Origin of the sequence: Cupriavidus sp. HMR-1, from assembly GCF_000319775.1 — a bacterium.
Lineage (GTDB): Bacteria > Pseudomonadota > Gammaproteobacteria > Burkholderiales > Burkholderiaceae > Cupriavidus > Cupriavidus metallidurans.
The window spans coordinates 16,346-35,650 of the sequence record NZ_ANKP01000231.1; the positions used below are offsets into that span (position 1 = coordinate 16,346).

General features: G+C 64.3%; 19 protein-coding genes. 9 read left to right on the forward strand and 10 right to left on the reverse strand.

Features of this window, described 5'->3' with window-relative positions; translation table 11 throughout:
• Positions 1 to 78 precede the first annotated feature (78 nt).
• Together mutS and D769_RS23225 are read left to right on the forward strand one after the other, a co-directional pair.
• Complete coding sequence (gene mutS / locus D769_RS23220) at positions 79 to 2,757, forward strand: DNA mismatch repair protein MutS (protein WP_040011211.1); 2,679 nt, start codon at positions 79 to 81, stop codon at positions 2,755 to 2,757.
• Positions 2,754 to 3,806: a hypothetical protein gene (locus D769_RS23225; RefSeq protein WP_008650060.1), complete on the forward strand. Its 1,053-nt coding sequence runs from the start codon at positions 2,754 to 2,756 to the stop codon at positions 3,804 to 3,806. The genes mutS and D769_RS23225 overlap by 4 nt, the downstream gene beginning before the upstream one ends.
• A 94-nt stretch (positions 3,807 to 3,900) precedes the next feature.
• Here D769_RS23225 and D769_RS23230 read toward each other — a convergent pair whose 3' ends face one another.
• The gene (locus tag D769_RS23230; RefSeq protein WP_008650061.1) at positions 3,901 to 4,434 is read right to left on the reverse strand and encodes a peptidylprolyl isomerase; all 534 of its coding nucleotides are present in this window, start codon (positions 4,432 to 4,434) and stop codon (positions 3,901 to 3,903) included.
• A gap of 11 nt (positions 4,435 to 4,445) precedes the next feature.
• Here D769_RS23230 and D769_RS23235 point away from each other — a divergent pair, with 11 nt between their 5' ends.
• Together D769_RS23235 and D769_RS32785 are read left to right on the forward strand one after the other, a co-directional pair.
• Positions 4,446 to 5,654 carry a cupin domain-containing protein gene (locus tag D769_RS23235; RefSeq protein ID WP_008650066.1) on the forward strand — a complete coding sequence of 403 codons (1,209 nt, stop codon included), beginning with the start codon at positions 4,446 to 4,448 and terminating at the stop codon, positions 5,652 to 5,654.
• A gap of 197 nt (positions 5,655 to 5,851) precedes the next feature.
• Complete coding sequence (locus tag D769_RS32785) at positions 5,852 to 6,091, forward strand: hypothetical protein (RefSeq protein WP_080672714.1); 240 nt, start codon at positions 5,852 to 5,854, stop codon at positions 6,089 to 6,091.
• Positions 6,092 to 6,188: 97 nt separating this feature from the next.
• Here the strand turns inward: D769_RS32785 and D769_RS23240 are convergent, their stop codons facing one another.
• From D769_RS23240 to D769_RS23270, 7 genes are all read right to left on the reverse strand, one after another.
• On the reverse strand, positions 6,189 to 6,977 hold the full coding sequence (locus D769_RS23240) for an MBL fold metallo-hydrolase (protein ID WP_008650068.1): 789 nt from the start codon (positions 6,975 to 6,977) through the stop codon (positions 6,189 to 6,191).
• A gap of 70 nt (positions 6,978 to 7,047) precedes the next feature.
• A complete protein-coding gene (bamC, locus tag D769_RS23245) occupies positions 7,048 to 8,289 on the reverse strand; it encodes an outer membrane protein assembly factor BamC (protein WP_008650072.1) in 1,242 nt (413 codons plus the stop codon).
• Positions 8,290 to 8,346: 57 nt separating this feature from the next.
• Positions 8,347 to 9,231: a 4-hydroxy-tetrahydrodipicolinate synthase gene (gene dapA, locus D769_RS23250; protein ID WP_008650073.1), complete on the reverse strand. Its 885-nt coding sequence runs from the start codon at positions 9,229 to 9,231 to the stop codon at positions 8,347 to 8,349.
• Between the two features lie 137 nt (positions 9,232 to 9,368).
• Positions 9,369 to 9,944 carry a methyltransferase domain-containing protein gene (locus D769_RS23255; protein ID WP_008650074.1) on the reverse strand — a complete coding sequence of 192 codons (576 nt, stop codon included), beginning with the start codon at positions 9,942 to 9,944 and terminating at the stop codon, positions 9,369 to 9,371.
• 40 nt (positions 9,945 to 9,984) lie between these two features.
• Entirely contained in the window at positions 9,985 to 10,650 is a 666-nt protein-coding gene (locus tag D769_RS23260) for a site-2 protease family protein (protein WP_008650076.1), read from the reverse strand.
• Between the two features lie 48 nt (positions 10,651 to 10,698).
• Positions 10,699 to 11,346, reverse strand: coding sequence for an L-threonylcarbamoyladenylate synthase (locus tag D769_RS23265; protein ID WP_008650078.1), 648 nt, complete (start codon positions 11,344 to 11,346; stop codon positions 10,699 to 10,701).
• Positions 11,347 to 11,367: 21 nt separating this feature from the next.
• The gene (locus D769_RS23270) at positions 11,368 to 12,213 is read right to left on the reverse strand and encodes a 3',5'-nucleoside bisphosphate phosphatase (RefSeq protein ID WP_080709686.1); all 846 of its coding nucleotides are present in this window, start codon (positions 12,211 to 12,213) and stop codon (positions 11,368 to 11,370) included.
• A 121-nt stretch (positions 12,214 to 12,334) separates the two neighbouring features.
• Between D769_RS23270 and D769_RS23275 the strand changes: the two genes are divergently transcribed.
• Positions 12,335 to 13,396, forward strand: coding sequence for an NAD(P)/FAD-dependent oxidoreductase (locus D769_RS23275; RefSeq protein WP_008650083.1), 1,062 nt, complete (start codon positions 12,335 to 12,337; stop codon positions 13,394 to 13,396).
• Positions 13,397 to 13,440: 44 nt separating this feature from the next.
• On the opposite strand, the gene D769_RS23280 is transcribed toward D769_RS23275, so the two are convergent.
• Positions 13,441 to 14,334, reverse strand: a complete 894-nt coding sequence (locus tag D769_RS23280; protein ID WP_008650084.1) for an alpha/beta hydrolase — start codon at positions 14,332 to 14,334, stop codon at positions 13,441 to 13,443.
• Between the two features lie 145 nt (positions 14,335 to 14,479).
• Between D769_RS23280 and D769_RS23285 the strand changes: the two genes are divergently transcribed.
• A complete protein-coding gene (locus D769_RS23285) occupies positions 14,480 to 16,207 on the forward strand; it encodes an AMP-binding protein (protein ID WP_008650085.1) in 1,728 nt (575 codons plus the stop codon).
• Here D769_RS23285 and D769_RS23290 read toward each other — a convergent pair.
• Positions 16,204 to 17,055, reverse strand: a complete 852-nt coding sequence (locus tag D769_RS23290) for a ferritin-like domain-containing protein (protein ID WP_008650086.1) — start codon at positions 17,053 to 17,055, stop codon at positions 16,204 to 16,206. The two genes, D769_RS23285 and D769_RS23290, sit on opposite strands and share 4 nt — an antisense overlap.
• 125 nt (positions 17,056 to 17,180) lie before the next feature.
• Here D769_RS23290 and D769_RS23295 point away from each other — a divergent pair, with 125 nt between their 5' ends.
• The 3 genes from D769_RS23295 (at position 17,181) to D769_RS23305 (ending at position 19,299) form a co-directional block, all read left to right on the forward strand.
• The gene (locus D769_RS23295) at positions 17,181 to 17,705 is read left to right on the forward strand and encodes a gamma carbonic anhydrase family protein (protein ID WP_008650087.1); all 525 of its coding nucleotides are present in this window, start codon (positions 17,181 to 17,183) and stop codon (positions 17,703 to 17,705) included.
• 49 nt (positions 17,706 to 17,754) lie between these two features.
• A complete protein-coding gene (locus D769_RS23300) occupies positions 17,755 to 18,759 on the forward strand; it encodes an Hsp33 family molecular chaperone HslO (RefSeq protein WP_008650088.1) in 1,005 nt (334 codons plus the stop codon).
• 144 nt (positions 18,760 to 18,903) lie between these two features.
• Positions 18,904 to 19,299: a hypothetical protein gene (locus D769_RS23305; protein WP_008650089.1), complete on the forward strand. Its 396-nt coding sequence runs from the start codon at positions 18,904 to 18,906 to the stop codon at positions 19,297 to 19,299.
• Positions 19,300 to 19,305 lie beyond the last annotated feature (6 nt).

Below are 19,305 nucleotides of genomic sequence, written 5' to 3' on the forward strand. Positions count from 1 at the left end.
ATACTTTCAGGTGCGGGCTATTGGCGGCAAATGCCGCGCTAGATACCCGCACAAAACCCTTAAAGAGGCCCGCCCAGTATGGCGTTGAAGGAAAAAGACCGTGCAACCCCCGATCAGGCGGAAGGGGTAAAAGCCCACACGCCCTACATGCAGCAGTACCACCGCATCAAGGCCGACCACCCGGACACGCTCCTTTTCTACCGGATGGGTGACTTCTATGAGCTATTCCATGACGACGCCGAGAAGGCCGCGCGATTGCTCGACATCACGCTGACCGCGCGCGGCCAGTCTGGCGGTGTGCCAATCCGCATGGCCGGGATCCCATTCCATTCGGCAGACCAGTATCTGGCGCGCCTGGTAAAGCTTGGCGAATCCGTGGCTATCTGCGAACAGATTGGTGACCCAGCGACCAGCAAGGGCCCGGTCGAGCGCAAAGTGGTGCGCATCGTTACGCCCGGCACGCTGACCGATGCCGCCCTGCTGCCGGACAAGTCCGACACGTTCCTGCTGGCCGTGCACCAGCAGACCACACGCCGCGGCGTCGGCAAGACGGGCCTGGCATGGCTGAACCTGGCCAGTGGCGAACTGCGACTCATGGAGTGCGACGCCGCGCAGTTGTCCCGCGAACTCGAGCGTATCCGCCCCGCGGAGGTGCTGTACACCGACGGCATGGACCTGCCGGCGCTGACATGCGCGCGCACCCGGTTGCCGGAATGGCACTTTGACCAGGAAGCCGGTACTCGCCGCCTGCGCGAACAGATCGGCGTGGCCAGCCTGGAGCCGTTCGGCTGCTCGGGCCTGGGAGCCGCCCTCGGCGCTGCCGGCGCGCTGCTCAACTATGCGGCCACTACGCAAGGCCAGTCTCTGCGGCACGTGCAGGGCGTCACCGTCGAGCGGGAATCCGAATTTGTCGGCCTCGATTCGGCTACACGCCGCAACCTCGAACTGACCGAGACGCTGCGTGGCACCGAATCGCCAACGCTCTTCTCGCTGCTCGACACATGCGCGACGACGATGGGCAGCCGCGCGCTGCGCCACTGGCTGCATCATCCGTTGCGCGACCCGGCCCTGCCGCGAGCGCGTCAGCAGGCCATTGGGGCACTGATCACACAAGGGCCGGACGGCTTGCGTACCGTGCTGCGCAAGCTTGCCGACGTCGAGCGGATCACCGCGCGACTCGCGTTGCTGTCGGCACGTCCGCGCGATCTGTCCTCGCTGCGCGACACCCTGCGTGCCCTGCCCGATGTGCAGGCCGCCACGGTCAGTTCAGAGGATGCGCCGCTGCTGGCGCAGACCCTTGAGGAAATCGACATTCCGCAGGACTGCCTGGAACTGCTGATCCGCGCCGTGGCGGATGAACCCTCAACGGTGATTCGCGACGGCGGCGTCATCGCGCGCGGCTACGACGGTGAGCTCGACGAACTGCGCGATATCTCGGAAAACTGCGGTCAATTCCTGATCGACCTCGAAACCCGGGAGCGCGAGCGCACAGGCATCACGAACCTGCGTGTCGAATACAACCGTGTTCATGGCTTCTATATCGAAGTCACCAACGGGCAGGCCGACAAGGTGCCCGACGACTATCGACGCCGGCAGACCCTCAAGAACGCCGAACGCTACATCACACCCGAACTGAAAGCGTTCGAGGACAAGGCGCTCTCGGCGCAGGATCGCGCGCTGGCTCGCGAGAAGCAGCTCTACGACGGTCTGCTGCAGGCCCTGCTGCCGCATATCGGCAGTCTGCGCCGCGTAGCCGGCGCGCTCGCCCGCCTCGACGTGCTTGCCACACTGGCCGAACGGGCGAAAACACTCGACTGGGTCCAGCCGGAGCGCGTCCACGAGAACGTCATCGACATCTCGCAGGGCCGCCATCCCGTCGTGGAAGGTCAACTGGCCGCGGAATCGATCGCGTTCATCGCAAACGACTGTCAGTTGAACGAGGCCCGCAAGCTGCTGCTGATCACCGGCCCGAACATGGGCGGTAAATCGACGTTCATGCGCCAGACCGCATTGATCGTTCTGCTGGCCTGCGTCGGCGCCTGGGTGCCGGCACGCCGTGCCGTGATCGGCCCGGTGGACCGCATCTTCACGCGTATTGGAGCCGCCGACGATCTGGCGGGCGGACGTTCGACCTTTATGGTCGAAATGACCGAGGCCGCAGCCATCCTGCACAACGCCACGCCATCCAGCCTTGTGCTGATGGATGAGATCGGCCGCGGTACTTCGACCTTCGACGGCCTCGCCCTCGCGTGGGCCATCGCGCGTCATCTGCTGTCCCACAACCGCAGCCACACACTGTTTGCCACCCATTATTTCGAGCTGACGCAACTGCCGGTCGAGTTCCCGCAGGCCGCCAACGTGCACCTGTCAGCCGTGGAGCATGGCGATGGCATCGTATTCCTGCACGCGGTGCAGGACGGTCCGGCCAGCCAGAGCTACGGGCTGCAGGTGGCCCAATTGGCGGGTGTTCCGCAACCGGTCATTCGCGCAGCACGCAAGCATCTCGCGTGGCTGGAAGAACAATCGGCGGACGCCACGCCCACGCCGCAGATGGATCTGTTCTCGGCGCAGTCTTCACCGTCCGCGGACGATGAAGATGAAGATCACAAATCGACGAGCCAATCCGCCGTGCCGCCCGCGCAGGCTGCCACGCTGGAAGCGCTGGCCGATCTCGACCCGGACAGCCTCTCGCCGCGAGAAGCGCTCGAGGCGCTGTACCGACTCAAGTCCATCTCGGAGACCGCGCGAACGGTATGACGGCACGCTTCCGGGGTCGAAGCTCGGCGGCCACTTGCCTGGCGGCCATTGCCTGCGCGTTGCTCGCGGTGCCGGCGCTCGCGCACGCGGCGCGGGCGGGCAACGTTGCGCCGCCGCCAATGCCGACCGTGCAGATGACCCGGATTGCCCTGATTGCCGACACCCCGCAATGGCCGGCCGCGGAAGCGGACACCACTGCGCTGTTCGACATGATGAACGCGCAGCAGGTAGCGATGATCGTCCATGCTGGCGGCATCAAGGGTGATACCGAATCCTGTGGTGACACCCTTCTCAACGCGCGGCTGCAGGTGCTCGACGATTCGCCCACACCGCTGCTCTACGTACCGGGCGAGACCGACTGGGCTGAGTGCCAGAAACCCTCAAACGGGAAGTTCGATGCCGTCGAGCGGCTCAACCGATTGCGGGAGCTGTTTTTCCCGCTCGACACCACGCTTGGGCGACGCACGTTGCCAGTGGTGCGTCAGTCGGACCAGGCGCTGTTCCGCAGCTATCGGGAAAACGTGCGGCTCGTCACCGGTGGCGTGATGCTGGTGGGCCTGAACCTGCCCGGCGATAACAACCACTATCGCATCGAGGGCGGGCGCAATGGCGAATTCGAGGATCGGCGCGAAGCCAACCGGCAATGGCTGGCCAGGGCATTCTCGGTTGCCGAGCAGCGCGATCTGCCCGGCATCGTGGTCATCGCGCACGCCGATCCGCTATTCGGGAACGGCTGGGAAAAACGGGGCAAGCCAAGCCTGCTGGACGCGTTCGTGCGCCACGGGGCACGCGACGGCTATCTTGAGTTCAAGCGTCAGCTTCGCGACCTGTCCTCGAAGTTCTCTGGCCAGGTGCTGCTGGTCCATGCAAGCGATAACGGCTTCAGCGTCGACAAGCCTTTACGCGACACGTCAGGGAAGATCGTTGCCAACTTCACGCGAGTCGCACTGCCCATTGGCGCTCCTTCGCGATGGACGGAGCTGACGATCACGCCAGGCACACGTTCGGTATTCCAGGTCCAGCTACAGGATGGGCCCAAGGGCAATTGATGCTCATCAACAAGAGGACAAAATGAAAAAGCCGGCAAATGCCGGCTTTTTCATTTTCGCGATGACCTATCGCGGATCGCTCGTGTTGTGAGACTCAGTGCAGCGTGCGAGGTGCCTCGCCTTCGCCGTCCTCGTCTTCGTCCACCACTTCAATGCCCGAAGCGCCGTGCGCGTGACCGTGCTCGACTTCCTCGCTCGTCGCCTCGCGGACTTCCGACACCTTCAGCCAGAAGCGCAGCGCCATGCCGGCCAGCGGGTGATTACCGTCGAGCACGACCTTGTCCTCGGCGACATCGGTCACCGTGTAGATGATCGAATCTTCGTCGTCACCGTCCTCGGGCACGCCCTCGAACTGCATGCCCACTTCGAGCGGCTCCGGGAAACGATCACGCGGCTCCACCTTCACGAGTTCGGCGTCGTAGTCGCCAAACGCCTCGTCCGGTTCCAACTGCAGCTCGGTCTCGAAGCCGGCGTCGTGGCCGTCCAGCGCTTCCTCGATCTTGGGGAACGTGCCATCATACCCGCCGTGCAAATAGACCATGGGCTCATCCGACTCTTCGATCAGATTGCCCTGCGCGTCCGACAGCTTATACACCACGGACACCACCGTATTCTTAGCGATTTTCAATTCTTGACTCCATGAGCGATTCCGCATTATACGCGCACGCCTTGCCTCCGGAACCTGTCGATCCCGACGCGCCGCTCACCCTGCTCGGCGGCATGACGCCCACAGCCTTCATGCGTGATATCTGGCACCGCAAGCCGCTGCTGATTCGACAGGCCGTGCCGGAAATCGTGCCCCCAGTGTCGCGCGAGGCGCTTTTCGAGCTTGCCGATCGCGACGACGTGGAATCACGTCTGGTGTCGTTCTTTCGCAACCGCTGGAAGCTCGAACACGGACCGTTCTCCGAGGACAACCTGCCCTCGCGCAAGACCGGCAAGTGGTCGTTGCTGGTCCAGGGCGTCAACCTGCACGATCGTGCGGCAGCCGAGCTCATGAGCCAGTTCCGCTTCGTTCCCGATGCCCGGCTCGACGACGTGATGATCAGCTATGCCACCGATGGCGGCGGCGTGGGACCTCACTTCGACTCCTACGATGTGTTCCTGCTGCAAGTATCGGGCCGGCGCCGCTGGCGCATTTCGTCACAGACGAAGCTCGACCTGATCCCCGACCTGCCCCTCAAGATCCTTTCGGATTTCAGCGCCGAGCAGGAATGGGTACTCGAGCCCGGCGACATGCTCTACCTGCCACCTCAGTACGCGCACGATGGCGTGGCCGAAGGCGAATGCATGACGGCCTCGATTGGTTTCCGCGCCCCCGCCTATCGTGAGCTCGCAGGTCATTTCCTGGCCTGGCTTTCGGAGACCGTTGCCGACAACGAAGGCCTCGACGGACGTTACGCCGATGCAGGCGAATCGGCGACCTCGACGCCCGCGCAACTGCCGGCAAACCTGGCACGGGCGGTGGCGGAACGCCTTCAGGCGCTCAAATGGAATGCGGGCATGGTGTCGGAATTCCTTGGTACGCATCTGTCCGAGCCGAAGCCGTCCGTGCAATTCGACGAAATCGAGGAAATTCCGCTGCGTCAGTTCACGAAGCTGGCGCGCGCGCATGGTGTTGTTTTGGCGCCCGCTTCCGTTGCGCTCTATGACCGCACGCACTTCTTCCTGAACGGCGAAGCCTACGAGCCGCCAGCGTCGCTGACCAAGTGGCTGCGACGTCTGGCTGACCGTCGTCAGCTCACCGCGAGCGAGGTCGAGGCATGTGTTGCGCTGCCCGACTTGATGGATACCTTCCACGACTGGGCAATGGAAGGATGGCTCCAGATTGCACCGAAACGCGTGTAATAATGCGTAACAAATCAAACCTGCAAATCTTGACTGTACACAAGCAGGGGAAACGCGGATATAATCGCCCGCTGGCTAGTACTGTGGACCACTGCACTGTCGGCACCCGGGAGAGCCACAAATTCGCAGTTCAAGAGCGATAATTACCGGTAATTATTCATCGCCTGTTTTCGTTATTAAAAGTTAAAGGACGAACAATGAAGAAGTCTCTCCTGATCGCATCCCTGCTGGCTGCTGTTGCTCTGGCCGCTTGCGGTAAGAAAGAAGAAGCTGCTGCTCCCGCCGCTGACACGGCTGCTCCGGCTGCTGCTGCTCCGGCTGAAGCTTCGGCTCCGGCTGCTGCTCCGGCTGCTGACGCTTCGGCTCCGGCCGCTGCTCCGGCTGCTGACGCTTCGGCTCCGGCTGCTGACGCTTCGGCTCCGGCTGCCAAGCAATAATCGGATTCGTCCGATAAAAAAGCCGACCTTCGGGTCGGCTTTTTTTATTTCTCGGATTTTTCTCACCCCTCATTCGCGGGGAAGATGAATGCCGAGATTATGGGCGCACCGTCTGCCAGCCCAATCCCTCTTCCTGATCCGCGATCAGGATATCCCCCGGCGATGTGCCAAGCACCGAGGCCAGCGCACCTGCCGCCAGTTCGCACGTATTGTTCTGCTTGCTCAGATGCGCGGCAACCACGCGCGACATCTGCCCATGCATGACCTGAGACAGAATACTCGCGGCAATGTCATTCGCCAGATGCCCAAAATCGCCACCAATGCGCTGCTTGAGCGAATACGGATAGACCGACTTACGCAACATCTCCCGGTCGTGATTGCATTCGAGCACCAGTGAATGCACGCCCGCCAGCCGAGCGGTCACATACGGCGTCTCCATCCCTGCATCGGTCAGCACACCGAGCCGCGCATCGCCATCAGTCAGCACGAACTGCAATGGCTCACGTGCATCATGCGGCACCGTATAGGGATGGATCTGCAAGCCACCGACCGAGAATGAATGATCGGCACAGCACACGCGCACATCCGCCACATCCGCGCCTCGCATATGTGACGTCGCCAGCCACGTGCCGTGGCTCGTGTGGACCGGTAGCTTGTGGCGCGCCGCGAACGCATAGGCCGAGCCGACATGGTCGCCATGCTCGTGTGTGACCAGCACCGCGTCGAGCTGCTCCGGCACGACGCCGAGCCGCTCCAGCCGGCGAGCGGTCTCCTTGATGCCGAAACCGCAATCCAGCAGGACGCGCGTCACGCTCGCACCATCGCCCGCCTCGATCAGCAGCGAGTTGCCCTCGCTGCCGCTGCCCAAAAAAGCAAAGCGCATCATGGATGCGCTCGCTCGGGTTGGCACTCGACGGCTCGCGCCGTCGGTGCCACTTGACTGCCTGGGACGATCATCAGTGAAGCTGTTCGTCGAGCAGGGTCAGGATCTTCTTGCCGATCTCGGAGTTCTCGGGCTGGCCAGCATCGTTCAGGACGGTCACGGTGGTGCCGGTACCGTTGCCCTTCAGCGCCACGCGATACTTCTTCGCGGTCTTGCCATCATTGGGCTTGGTGAAGAGCTTGCCAAAGAATCCGCGATCATCAACGGTGGTCTTCGGATCGACGTAGCGCACGTAGTACAGGCCCTGAGCGCGATCACGATCTTCCACGGTGAAGTTCACACGATCCAGCGACAGACCAACCGAGCGCCAGGCGCGATCGAACGGCTCCGGCAACTGCAGCGCGGGCGAGCCATTCACCTGCGCCAGGAACGACTTGTTGCTAGATGCCGCGGCTGCCGTGGCCGCGCCAGTAGCGGCGGCGGCACCAACGCCTGCTGCAGCAGCCGACGGCTGGGCCGTACCGATACCGGCCGGCGTCGGGTTCTTGGCCATCTTGTCGGCCTGCTCCTTCTGCACGCCCAGGCGTTGCGCCAGACGCGAGAGGAATTCGGCCTCCAGCTCCGGATCAGCCGGACGCGGCGTCCAGACCGTCTGCGACTTGTCCACGCCGGTCAGTTGTTCCTGCGCACCACGGTGGCTGATGAACACCTCGAGCTGGCCGTTCTGCGAACGCTCGACGCGCGTGCGGAACTTGTCGCGCTCCGACGTCGAATACAGGCCATCGAACACCTTGCCGATCGTGTTGCGGATGATGTCCTGCGGAATCTTGGCGCGGTTCTCGGCCCAGTCCGTTTCCATGATGCCGGTCTCAGGAGAGTCCTGCGTCAGCAGGAAGCCGTTCTCCTGCCAGAAGCCACGCAGCGACTCCCAGAGCTTGTCAGGGGGCATGCCGTTGTTGATCACGAGCCAACGCTGGTTGCCGTCGCGCTCCATGCGGATGCCGTCCGTGCTCGGCAGCACGTTGTCGGTCGGCGAGGCTTCGCGGGTCTTGTTGGCCTGGCTGTAGTTCGACAGCGTCGACGTACCGGCGGCATCAGGCACCGTGTAGCGGCGATCGCCCTCGAGCTTGGTCAGGTCCGGCGGGATATCCAGCGATGCGGTCTTCTTGCCCTGGGACTTATAGTCGATCTTGTCGGGCTGCATGGCCTCGTTGATGCTGCTGCAGCCTGCAATCAGCGACAGCGCCAGCACCGGCGCAACCACAGCGACACGGCGGACTTGCGTCGCGCCGCGACGGTTAAGCTTCTGTTTCATTGACACGTAATCCTGGTTTCAAGAGTCGGCACATCGCCGCATGTGGGCCGGTAAGTCTTAGCCAAGCAGGCCGGCGGCGGCGAGCGCGCGGCGCACGGTTTCATGCTGACCTTCGGCCAGCGGGGTCAGCGGCAGGCGGATACCACCTTCCATCTTGCCCATTTGCTGGAGCGCCCATTTCACGGGGATCGGATTGGCCTCCACGAACATTGCGCGATTGAGGTCAATCAGCTCCATATGCAGACGACGTGCCGTCACCACATCGCCCTTGAGCGCGGCAACACACATCTCATGCATCTTGCGCGGCGCCACGTTCGCGGTCACCGAGATATTTCCATGGCCGCCCAGCAGGATCAGCGCCACGGCCGTGGGATCGTCGCCACTGTAGATGGCGAAGCCTTCCGGCGCGCCATTGATCAGTTGCGCGGCACGGTCGATATTACCAGTCGCTTCCTTTACGCCGACGATACCGGGTACCTGCGCCAGGCGCAGGATCGTATCGTTGTTCATGTCCGCCACGGTACGGCCGGGTACGTTGTAGAGCACCACCGGCAGATCCACCGCTTCCGCGATCGTGCGGAAATGGCGGTACATGCCTTCTTGCGTCGGCTTGTTGTAGTAGGGCACGACCTGCAGCGATGCGTTGGCACCCACCTTCTTGGCGAAGGCGGTCAGCTCGATCGCCTCGCTGGTGGAGTTGCCGCCCGTGCCCGCGATGATCGGTACACGGCCCGCGGATTGCTCGACGGCCACGCGAATCAGTTCGCAGTGCTCGTCGACGTTGACGGTCGGCGATTCGCCCGTGGTACCCACGATCACGATGCCATCGGTACCTTCTGCCGCGTGCCAGTCAATGAGGGCGCGCAGCGCGGGAAAGTCCAGGCTGCCATCCTCGTGCATCGGGGTGACGATGGCCACGATGCTGCCGGTAATCTGTGTCATAGCTCAGGAATTCGGAAATTCGAACATCCGCGATTGTACCGGAACCGTCAGGCCCTCCGGACACCTACGGAATGAGGGAAAACGTTAGCGGGCGTAACGTGTGAAGGCGCCGCCGCGCTGACACCTGCGCCCACGTTTCAGGTGGGCAATCGGTAACGCGGCGGCGCAGTGCCATCCACGCCACCCGGCGCTTCGCGCACCGCACATATGCGCTGCACGAACGCCGTACGGGGCACTTCAAGCGTGCCATCTTCGTAACCGACCACGCGCAGCGCGTCATGCGCCACTTCAAGCAATTCGCCCGGACGCAGCAAAAAATCTGGGCGGGAAGGCTTGCCCACGGTCTCGTTACCGGCCGCGAACGTCTCATAGATCAGCACGCCACGGGGCGCCAGCACTTCAATCAGGTGCGGCCACAGCGGGCGGTGCAGGTAGTTCGTGACCACCACGGCGTCGAACCGGCCGGCATCGGCCAGCGGCCAGGCGCCCTGCTCCAGGTCCACCGTGCGGCGCTCGATGCCCGACGGCAGCGCCGCGATGGCCTCGGCATCGCGATCCACCGCCAACACGGCAAATCCCTGCGCCGCCAGCCATGCCGAATGGCGTCCGCTGCCGCAGGCAAGGTCGAGCACGCGGCCGCCAGGTCGAATCAGATGCGCCCATCGGGTCAGCCAGGGCGATGGCGCCGCGATCGGCGGGTGTGTCAGGGTCATGCGCGGGACAGGCAAGGATTGGGAAAGACGGAGACTGGCGTCACTGGAGCAGCCACATGACCGGACGCAGCATCAACTCGACGATCGACAGCAGCCCGTTCATGACCGGACGCATCCAGATCTTGGTGATCACACCCGCCGCCACCAGCGCGAGAACGACAAAAATGCCATAGGGTTCGATGCGCGCCATGACGCCGGCAAGCCGCTGCGGCAGCAGCGCAGTCAGTACCCGCCCGCCATCGAGTGGTGGAATCGGAAACAGGTTGAACGCCGCCACCACCGTGTTGACCAGTACGCCAGCGCGGGCCATTTCGCTCCAGAACGGCTCCTGGATATGCGCCACCGCCAGACCAATGGCCACCAGCGCCCACGCGAACGCCTGGACGATATTGCTGGCCGGGCCGGCCAGCGCCACCCACATGCCATGCCAGCGCGGATTGCGCAGGCGATCGAACGCCACCGGCACAGGCTTGGCGAAGCCGAAGACGAACTGGCCGGCAGTCAGGAAGTACAGGAGCAGGGGTACCGCCACAGTGCCGATCGGATCAATGTGCCGTACCGGGTTCAGGCTAACCCGGCCAAGCAGGTAGGCGGTGTTGTCGCCGAAATGCTTTGCCACATAGCCATGCGCGGCCTCGTGCAGCGTGATGGCGAACAGAACAGGCAGGGCGTAGACCGCGAAGGTCTGAATCAGGGAGGAATCCATGCGGACTATTCTATCGGGCAACCTGCCCACGGAGGCATCGAATGTGTGTCAGGTCGTGGCGAAGTCCGACGCATTCAGGCCGAAGCGCTCCACATCGCCCCTGCCCGCCCGCACCAGTACCGGCTCGCCGCTGGTCAGATCGATGACCGTGGTCGGCTGAGCCGGCGCCGAACCACCGTCGATCACCAGGTCGAGGCGCTTTTCCAGACGCGCCCGGATCTCTGCCGGGTCGTTCATCGGCGCATCGTCGCCCGGCAACTGCAGCGTGGCGGAAATCAGCGGCTGACCCAATTCGGCCACCAGCGCCAATGGAATCGGATGCTCGGGCACGCGCACGCCGATGGTCTTGCGCGCCGGGTGCGACAGCCTGCGCGGCACTTCCTTCGTCGCCTCCAGGATGAACACATACGGTCCGGGCGTCGCGCCCTTGATCCAGCGGTACTGGCGGTTGTCCACCCGGGCGAAGTTGCCGAGTTCGGACAGATCGCTGCACATCAGCGTCAGGTGATGCTTCTCGTCGATCTCGCGCAGTCGGCGCAACTGCTCCACGGCGGCCTTATCGTCGATCTGGCAAGCCAGCGCGTAACTCGAGTCAGTCGGGAGCGCAATCAGGCCGCCCTGGCGCACGATCTGCGCGGCCTGCTTGACCAGTCGCGCCTGCGGATTGTCGGGATGAATCTCGAAGTATTGGGACATGTAGGCTGGCTATGAGGGCGCTTACCAGTCGTACCAGACCGGCGTGACATCGGCCGGCAGCGGGGGCAGCGCGCCGAGTTCCACACGGCCCTCACCGGGTCCGTGGAAATCCGAACCACGCGACGCGAGCAAGCCATAGTGGCGTGCCACGTTGGCATAGCGGCGGAACTGATCGGGCGTGTGGCTGCCAGTCACCACCTCGACGGCCCGGCCGCCAAGCTGCGTGAACTCGTCGAACAGCGCATCGTGCTGCATATCGGTGTAGTTGTAGCGACCCGGATGCGCCATCACTGGAATACCACCAGCGGTCCGAATCCAGCCTACAGCCTCGGCCAGCGTGGCCCAGCGATGCGGCACGAAACCGGGACGCCCTTCGGAGAGATACTCGGCGAAGACATCGCCAATCGTCGCGCAACGTCCTTCGTCGACCAGCCAGCGCGCGAAGTGCGTACGAGAAATCAGGTCGGGATTGCCGACGTAGCGCAGCGCGCCATCGTAGGCGCCGGAAATGCCGACTTTCGCCAGCGCTTCACCAATATCCTGCGCCCGGCGCGCGCGGCCATCGCGCGTTTTCGCCAGACCATCGATCAGTTCGGGATGAAAGGGGTCGATCTGCAGGCCGACGATGTGGACGGTCTGCCCGGCCCACGTCACCGATATCTCCACACCCGGCACATATTGCATGCCAAGCGCTTCGGCGGCGCGGCGCGCCTCGATCTGTCCGCCTACCTCGTCATGATCCGTCAGCGACCAGAACGCGACGCCACCGGCGTGCGCCCGGGCCGCCACGTCGGACGGCGACAACAGCCCGTCGGACACGGTGGAATGACAATGCAGATCGGCGTTGATGGCGTGAGCATTTTGCATGGCAACCATTCTACTCCCGGCAGGGTTTTTTAGCCCTGCCGGCAAAGGTGGCGTGCCCGGATTGCCGACGACCGCAAGGTATGATGGAACCGTTACGAAACCGATACCTTCCTCGTCCGCCATGTCCACGACACCCACCTCCGCGCCAGAAACCACCCAGACCGATGTGCTGATCGTCGGCGCAGGCCCGGTGGGGCTGTTCGCGGCGTTTCAGGCCGGCGTGCTAGGGCTGAAATGCGAGATCGTGGATGTGCTCGACCGCGCCGGCGGCCAGTGCACGGAGCTGTACCCCGAAAAGCCAATCTACGACATTCCGGCCGTCCCGGGCTGCCTTGCCCAGGACTTGGTCGACCGCCTGCTGGAGCAATGCGCGCCTTTTGCGTTTCCGATGCACTTCAGCCAGCGCGCCGAATCGGTCAGCGACACCACTTGCACAAACGGCCATCCGCGCCTGCTGGTGACCACCGACGCAGGCAAGCGCTTCGACGTGGCTGCGGTGCTGATCTGCGCCGGTGCCGGCGCCTTCGCGCCGCAACGTGTGTCGCTGCCAGAGGCGGCAGCGCTGGAAGACCGTCACGTCCACTACGCCGTGCGCGATCTATCGCGCTTCGCCGGCAAGCGTGTGATCGTGGCCGGCGGCGGCGATTCGGCTCTGGATTGGGCGATGGCGTTGCGCAAGACCGCGGCGCGCGTGACGCTACTGCATCGGCGCGAAGGATTCCGCGCGGCCGACCACACGGTCAATGCGATGCGTGACGCGGTAGCCGCTGGCGAGATGGATTTCGTGGTCGGCATGCTTGGCGGGCTCCAGACCAATGCGGATGGCGCGCTGACCGGCGCGGTAGTCAAGTCGCGCGACGGCGAGCAGGCGATCCCCGCCGACGACCTTGTCGCGTTGTATGGTCTGGTGTCCGAGCCGGGCCCGATCGCACAGTGGGACATGGATATGCGCGCGGGCCGTATCGCGGTTGATACCACGACGTATGAAAGCTCCCGCCGGGGCATCTTTGCGGCCGGCGACATCGCGTTCTATCCGAACAAACAGAAACTGATCCTGTCGGGCTTCCACGAGGCCGCGCTGGCGCTGCGCAAGGCCTATCACTACGCATTCCCCGAGAAGTCGCTGGTGCACGTGCATACGAGCAACAACGCGGCGCTCAAGGAGAGGCTCACGCACGGGTGATGTCGCTGCCCCCTTCCACTCGTGGAAGAGGGAGACAGCCGGCCTCAGCTCAGAAAATCCTCGATCAGTTTGGCCACCACCGCCGGCTGGTCGTGATGCAGCATGTGCCCCGCATCGTCGACGGTGGCTTCGCGGAAGTCGGAGAACGCCCGGAAGCGTTCCCTGAACTCCTCGATGGTCTGCTTGTGCGCGATGTGCTTGAGCGTGGCGGAATCGCGTGCCTCCACGTGCAGCACCGGCGCCGTGACCTTGGCCCAGATCGCCATGATTTCGTCGATGCGATACAGCATCGGGTTGGTCATCTTGTGGGCGGCATCGCCAAGAATTTCCCACCTGCCATCGGCATTGCGACGCGACCAGTGCGCGGCGAGGAAGGCGGCCCGGTCATCGGGCAAGCGCGGATTGGTCTTCTGCAGACGCGCCGCGACCGCTGCCTCGCTCTCGTAGGTCTTCAACTCGGGCGGGTCGCGTAGCTCGTCGAGCCAACGCGCCATGCGGCCCGGTGCCTGCTCGGGGCGCGTGCGCGTCATCCCGAACCCCTCCAGGTCCACGACGCGCCGCACACGTTCCGGACGCACGCCGGCGTAGATGCACACCACATTGGCACCCATGCTGTGCCCCACCAGATCCACCTGCCCGTCGGGCTGGTAGTGGTCGATCAGTCCCTCGAGATCGGCAACATAATCAGGAAACCAGTACGACGCGGTACCCGGATAGCGCGTCGGATGATCGGTCTCGCCGAAGCCGCGCCAGTCCATGGCGATCACGTGCCAGTCGCGCTGGAACGCATCGACCAGGAACTGGAAGGAAGCGGCCACGTCCATCCAGCCATGCAGCATGAACAGCTTGGGCGCGCCAGGATCTCCCCATTGGCGCACGTGCGTGCGGAGCCCCCGCAGCGTGATAAATTCGGAACGCGAGGTTTCCGTGATGGTCATTGTTTCTGTCTCCGTGTCCGGGTCTTCTGGCACGCGCGGCTCAAACCCACGCGGCAGCCCGAATAAAAATAGAACGATCGTTCGCTTGCCGGATTATAGCCATTTCGCGAGATCCGGGCGCGGCCGACAACCTGGAGACAACCGGATGACCGCCTTGCCGGCCACGCGGCGCGACGACTATCGCGCACTGCACGATTCCTTTCACTGGGACGTGCCCGAGATATTCAACCTGGCCGAAGTCTGCTGCGGCCGCTGGGCACGCGACCCGGCCACGATGCACCGCATCGCGGTCTACACGGAGCACGAGGACGGCCGACGCGCGTCGCACACCTACGCGCATATCCAGGCCGAGGCAAACCGTCTTTCGCGCGCGCTGCGCGAACTCGGCGTGCAGCGTGGCGACCGCGTGGCCATCGTCATGCCCCAGCGCATCGAGACCGTGATCGCCGGCATGGCTGTCTACCAGCTCGGCGCGGTAGCCATGCCACTGTCGATGCTGTTCGGCCCCGAGGCCCTGTCCTACCGTATCGACCACAGCGAGACCTGCGTGGCCATCGCCGACGAGACCTCGATCGACAACATGCTCGCCGCCCGCCCCGACTGCCCGACGCTGCGGACAGTCATTGGCGTGGGCGACGCCACCGGCCGCGGCGATCTGGACTGGGACACGCTGCTGGCCGCGCAGATCCCCGAGTTCACCGCCGAGCAGACCAAGGCCGAGGAAGCCGCGGTGCTGATCTACACCAGCGGCACCACTGGCCCTCCGAAGGGCGCGGTCATCCCGCATCGCGCGCTGATCGGCAATCTGACCGGCTTCGTGTGTTCGCAGAACTGGTATCCACAGGACGACGACGTGTTCTGGAGCCCGGCGGACTGGGCCTGGACAGGTGGCTTGTGGGATGCACTGATGCCGGCGCTCTACTTCGGCCGTCCGATCGTCGGATATCAGGGGCGATTTTCGGCGGAGCGCGCGTTCGAACTGCTCGAACGCTACGGTGTCACCAACACGTTCCTGTTCCCGACCGCGCTCAAGCAGATGATGAAGGCCTGTCCGACCCCATCGGATCACTACCAGCTCAAGCTGCGGGCGATCATGAGCGCCGGCGAGGCCGTCGGCGAAACGGTCTTCACCTGGTGCCGCGACGCGCTTGGCGTGATCGTCAACGAGATGTTCGGCCAGACCGAAATCAACTACATCGTCGGCAACTGCACCGCGCAGTACGACGAAAGCCGCCTTGGCTGGCCCGCGCGACCTGGGTCGATGGGACGCCCCTACCCCGGCCATCGCGTGGCCGTGATCGACGAGGACGGCCGCCCCTGCCCGCCGGGCGAGGATGGCGAAGTCGCAGTCTGCGCGACCGATATCCACGGCCATCCCGATCCGGTGTTCTTCCTGGGCTACTGGAAGAACGAAGCGGCCACCGCGGCCAAGTATTCGGAATATGACGGCCTGCGCTGGTGTCGCACCGGTGACCTCGCGCGAATCGACGCGGATGGCTACCTCTGGTACCAGGGCCGCGCGGACGACGTGTTCAAGTCATCGGGCTACCGCATCGGGCCGAGCGAGATCGAAAACTGCCTGCTCAAGCATCCGGCGGTGTCGAACTGCGCCGTGGTGCCGTCGCCGGACCCCGAGCGTGGGGCGATCGTCAAGGCGTTCATCGTGCTGACGCCGTCGGTGACGCGTTCGTTCGATAACGACGCGGCACTGATCGCCGAGCTTCAGCAGCATGTGCGAGGCCAGCTTGCGCCGTACGAGTACCCGAAAGCGATCGAATTCATCGACCAGTTGCCGATGACCACCACCGGCAAGATCCAGCGCCGCGTGTTGCGGCTGCAGGAACAGGAGCGCGCCGAAAAGCCAGCCGGCTAGCCGGCCGAGGCCTCGAGCCAGGCCAGTTCGTCCTCGTCGAAACCGGCCGCGCGGCGAGCGTCGAGATTGAACGGGCCGCGCAGCTTCGGCGCGCGGTACTGTTCGGCAAGCCGCGCGTAGGTGGAGATCGGGTCCAGCCCTCGCTGGGCGCAGAGCCAGCGGTACCAGTGATTGCCAATGGCCACGTGCCCGACTTCGTCGCGCAGGATGATGTCGATGATCTCCGCGGCCGCGGTATCGCCCACCTCGGCCAGCTTGGCACGCACTGGCGGCGAGGCGTCGAGCCCACGCGCCTCCAACGTGCGTGGCACCAGCGCCATGCGCGCCAGCACATCGCCCGAGGTGCGATCGGTCATCTCCCAGAGCGAGTTATGTGCCGGATAGTCACCATAGGTCGCCCCAAGCGTGGCCAGATGGTCGGCCAGCAGCGTGAAATGGAGTGCCTCCTCGTCAGCCACGCGAAGCCAGTCGCGGTAGTACGCCTCCGGCATCCCGGCAAAACGCCAGACCGCATCGAGCGCCAGATTGATCGCATTGAATTCGATATGGCACAGCGCATGGATCATCACCGCGCGGCCGGCCAGGGTGTGTAGCGAGCGCCTGCGGTCCACCTGCTGCGGGGGCACCAGCTCGGGACGCGCCGGGCGCCCCGGGATCGCCGCCGAGGCATCGGCCACCAAAACTTCATCCACATCCGTTACCGTGCCCCCGTGCGCCAGCAGATCGGCATGGAGCGCACGCGCAGCGGCCGCCTTGGCCCTGGCGTCGGTGATACACAGCACCGCCAGCGCCCGGCGGCGCGTGGCAAGTGGCGAATCGGCGATTTCGGCGGGTGCGATGTCTGGCATAGGCGTAAAATCCGGGAAGCCGTCATTGTAGAGCCTCGCCGGTGCCACGCCGGCCCGCGGGAACCGGCTCTTTTAATCGCGACGGCCACCCCCAATTACTTACATTGCTTCAGGCAGGAGACCCCATGGCGCTTTACCAGCTCGGCGAGATCGCCCCGACCATTCACGACGATGCCTACGTGGCCGCGGAAGCCACCATTATCGGCAATGTGACGCTAAAGGCGCGTGCGAGCGCCTGGCCCGGCGTCGTGATCCGTGGCGACAACGAACCGATCGTGGTGGGCGAGGATACGAACATCCAGGAAGGCTCGGTGCTGCACACCGACCCGGGCCGCCCCCTGACGCTGGGCGACAAGGTCTCGATCGGCCACCAGGCCATGCTGCATGGCTGCACGGTCGGCGAAGGCTCGCTGATCGGTATCCAGGCCGTGGTGCTGAATGGCGCAGTAATCGGCAAGGAATGCCTGGTCGGCGCCGGCGCCGTCGTGACCGAGAACAAGGTGTTTCCTGACCGCTCGCTGATCCTGGGCGCGCCCGCCAAGGTGGTGCGCGAACTGACCGATGCTGACGTGGCCAACCTCTATCGCAATGCGGAGACGTATGCGAAGCGGCAAGCCACTTACAAGACCGATTTGAAGCGTATCGGTTGATACCGATACGCCGGATTGACATTGCTTTACGTGAAAGACTGATAGAACCGTGACCGCTACATCGAATCCCGACACACTCCAGAAATTCCTGTTCGACGCTGCCCCCGTGCGCGGCGAGCTGGTCCGCATGGAGGCCACCTGGCAAGAAGTGCTGAACCGCCATGCCTACCCGGCACCGGTGCGGCGCCTGCTGGGCGAGATGATGGCGGCCGCGGCGCTGCTATCGGCCAACCTCAAGTTCAACGGCGCGCTGGTGATGCAACTGCACGGCGACGGCCCGGTGCGGATGCTCGTGGTGGAGTGCCTGTCCGACCTGTCGATGCGCGCCACGGCCAAGATTGCCGAGGACGCCACGATTACCGACGATGCCACGCTAACGACGCTCGTCAACGCGCATGGTCATGGCCGCTTCGCCATCACGCTCGACCCGCAAGACAAGCTGCCGGGCCAGCAACCGTACCAGGGCATCGTGCCGCTTTCCGACGAGAACGGCCCGCTCGAATCGATGGCCTCAGTGCTCGAACACTACATGCAGGCGTCCGAGCAGCTCGACACCCGCCTGTGGCTTGCCTCGAATGAGCAGGTCGCCGCGGGCATGTTGCTGCAGAAGCTGCCGTCTTATGGCGGCACCATGGAAGCACAGGTTGGCGAAACCGGTTCGCCGCTCTCCGGTGATGTGCAGGCGCAGGACCTGGATACCTGGGATCGCGCGTGCCAGTTGGGCGCCACGCTCAAGCAGGACGAACTGCTGGCCGAGTCGCCTGAGACCCTGCTGCGCCGCCTGTTCTGGGAAGAACTGCAGAATGCCGGCCTGCGCGTCTTCGAGCCAATGACGCCGCATTTCCAGTGCTCGTGCTCGCGCGCCAAGGTCGCCGGCATGTTGCAGTCGCTGGGCCAGGCCGAAATCGAAAGCATCATTGCCGAACGCGGCGACGTGGAAATCCATTGCGACTTCTGCGGCCAGCGCTACGTGTTCGACCCGGTGGATGCCGCGCAGCTCTTCACGGTACCCGTGGCAACGGGCGCAGGCGAAGGCGCGCAGCAGCAGCACTGAGCATCCGTCCGCTCCCCTGCCTCATCAGGGAGAAGGGGAAAAGACCACGGGTATGTCAAAGGTTCCGGATCTGCGCGGAACCACATACCCGCGCTCGCGGGTCCAATGACATTCCCGAACCCCAGTTGCCGGACGGAGGCCGACATGATCAAGACGTATCGTTCCCGCGCACTGTCCGGGCTGGTCATTGCCATGGCTGTGATGATCGCCGGCTGCGCAGCGCCCGTTCCACGCGATATGTACGGCAGCCCTGCCACCGCGCGCCTGGAGCCCGGTTCGACTCCCCCCGCCCCCCTTACTGACGAAGAAAGGCAGCACCTCACGGCGCTGAACCAGCAAGTGCTGCGCGAGCAGGAGCAGGCGATCGCCAGCCAGCAACAGGCCGAAGCCTGGGCGCGGGCGGCTTACGCCTACCCGACTACAAACTGGAATCTGTACTACGGCGGATGGGGCGGCGGCCACTGGGGTGGCGGCGTAGGAATCAGCTCGCCTGGCTGGGGCTGGGGTGGTTACCCGTACGGCTCCCCGTACTGGTGGTAATTCAGA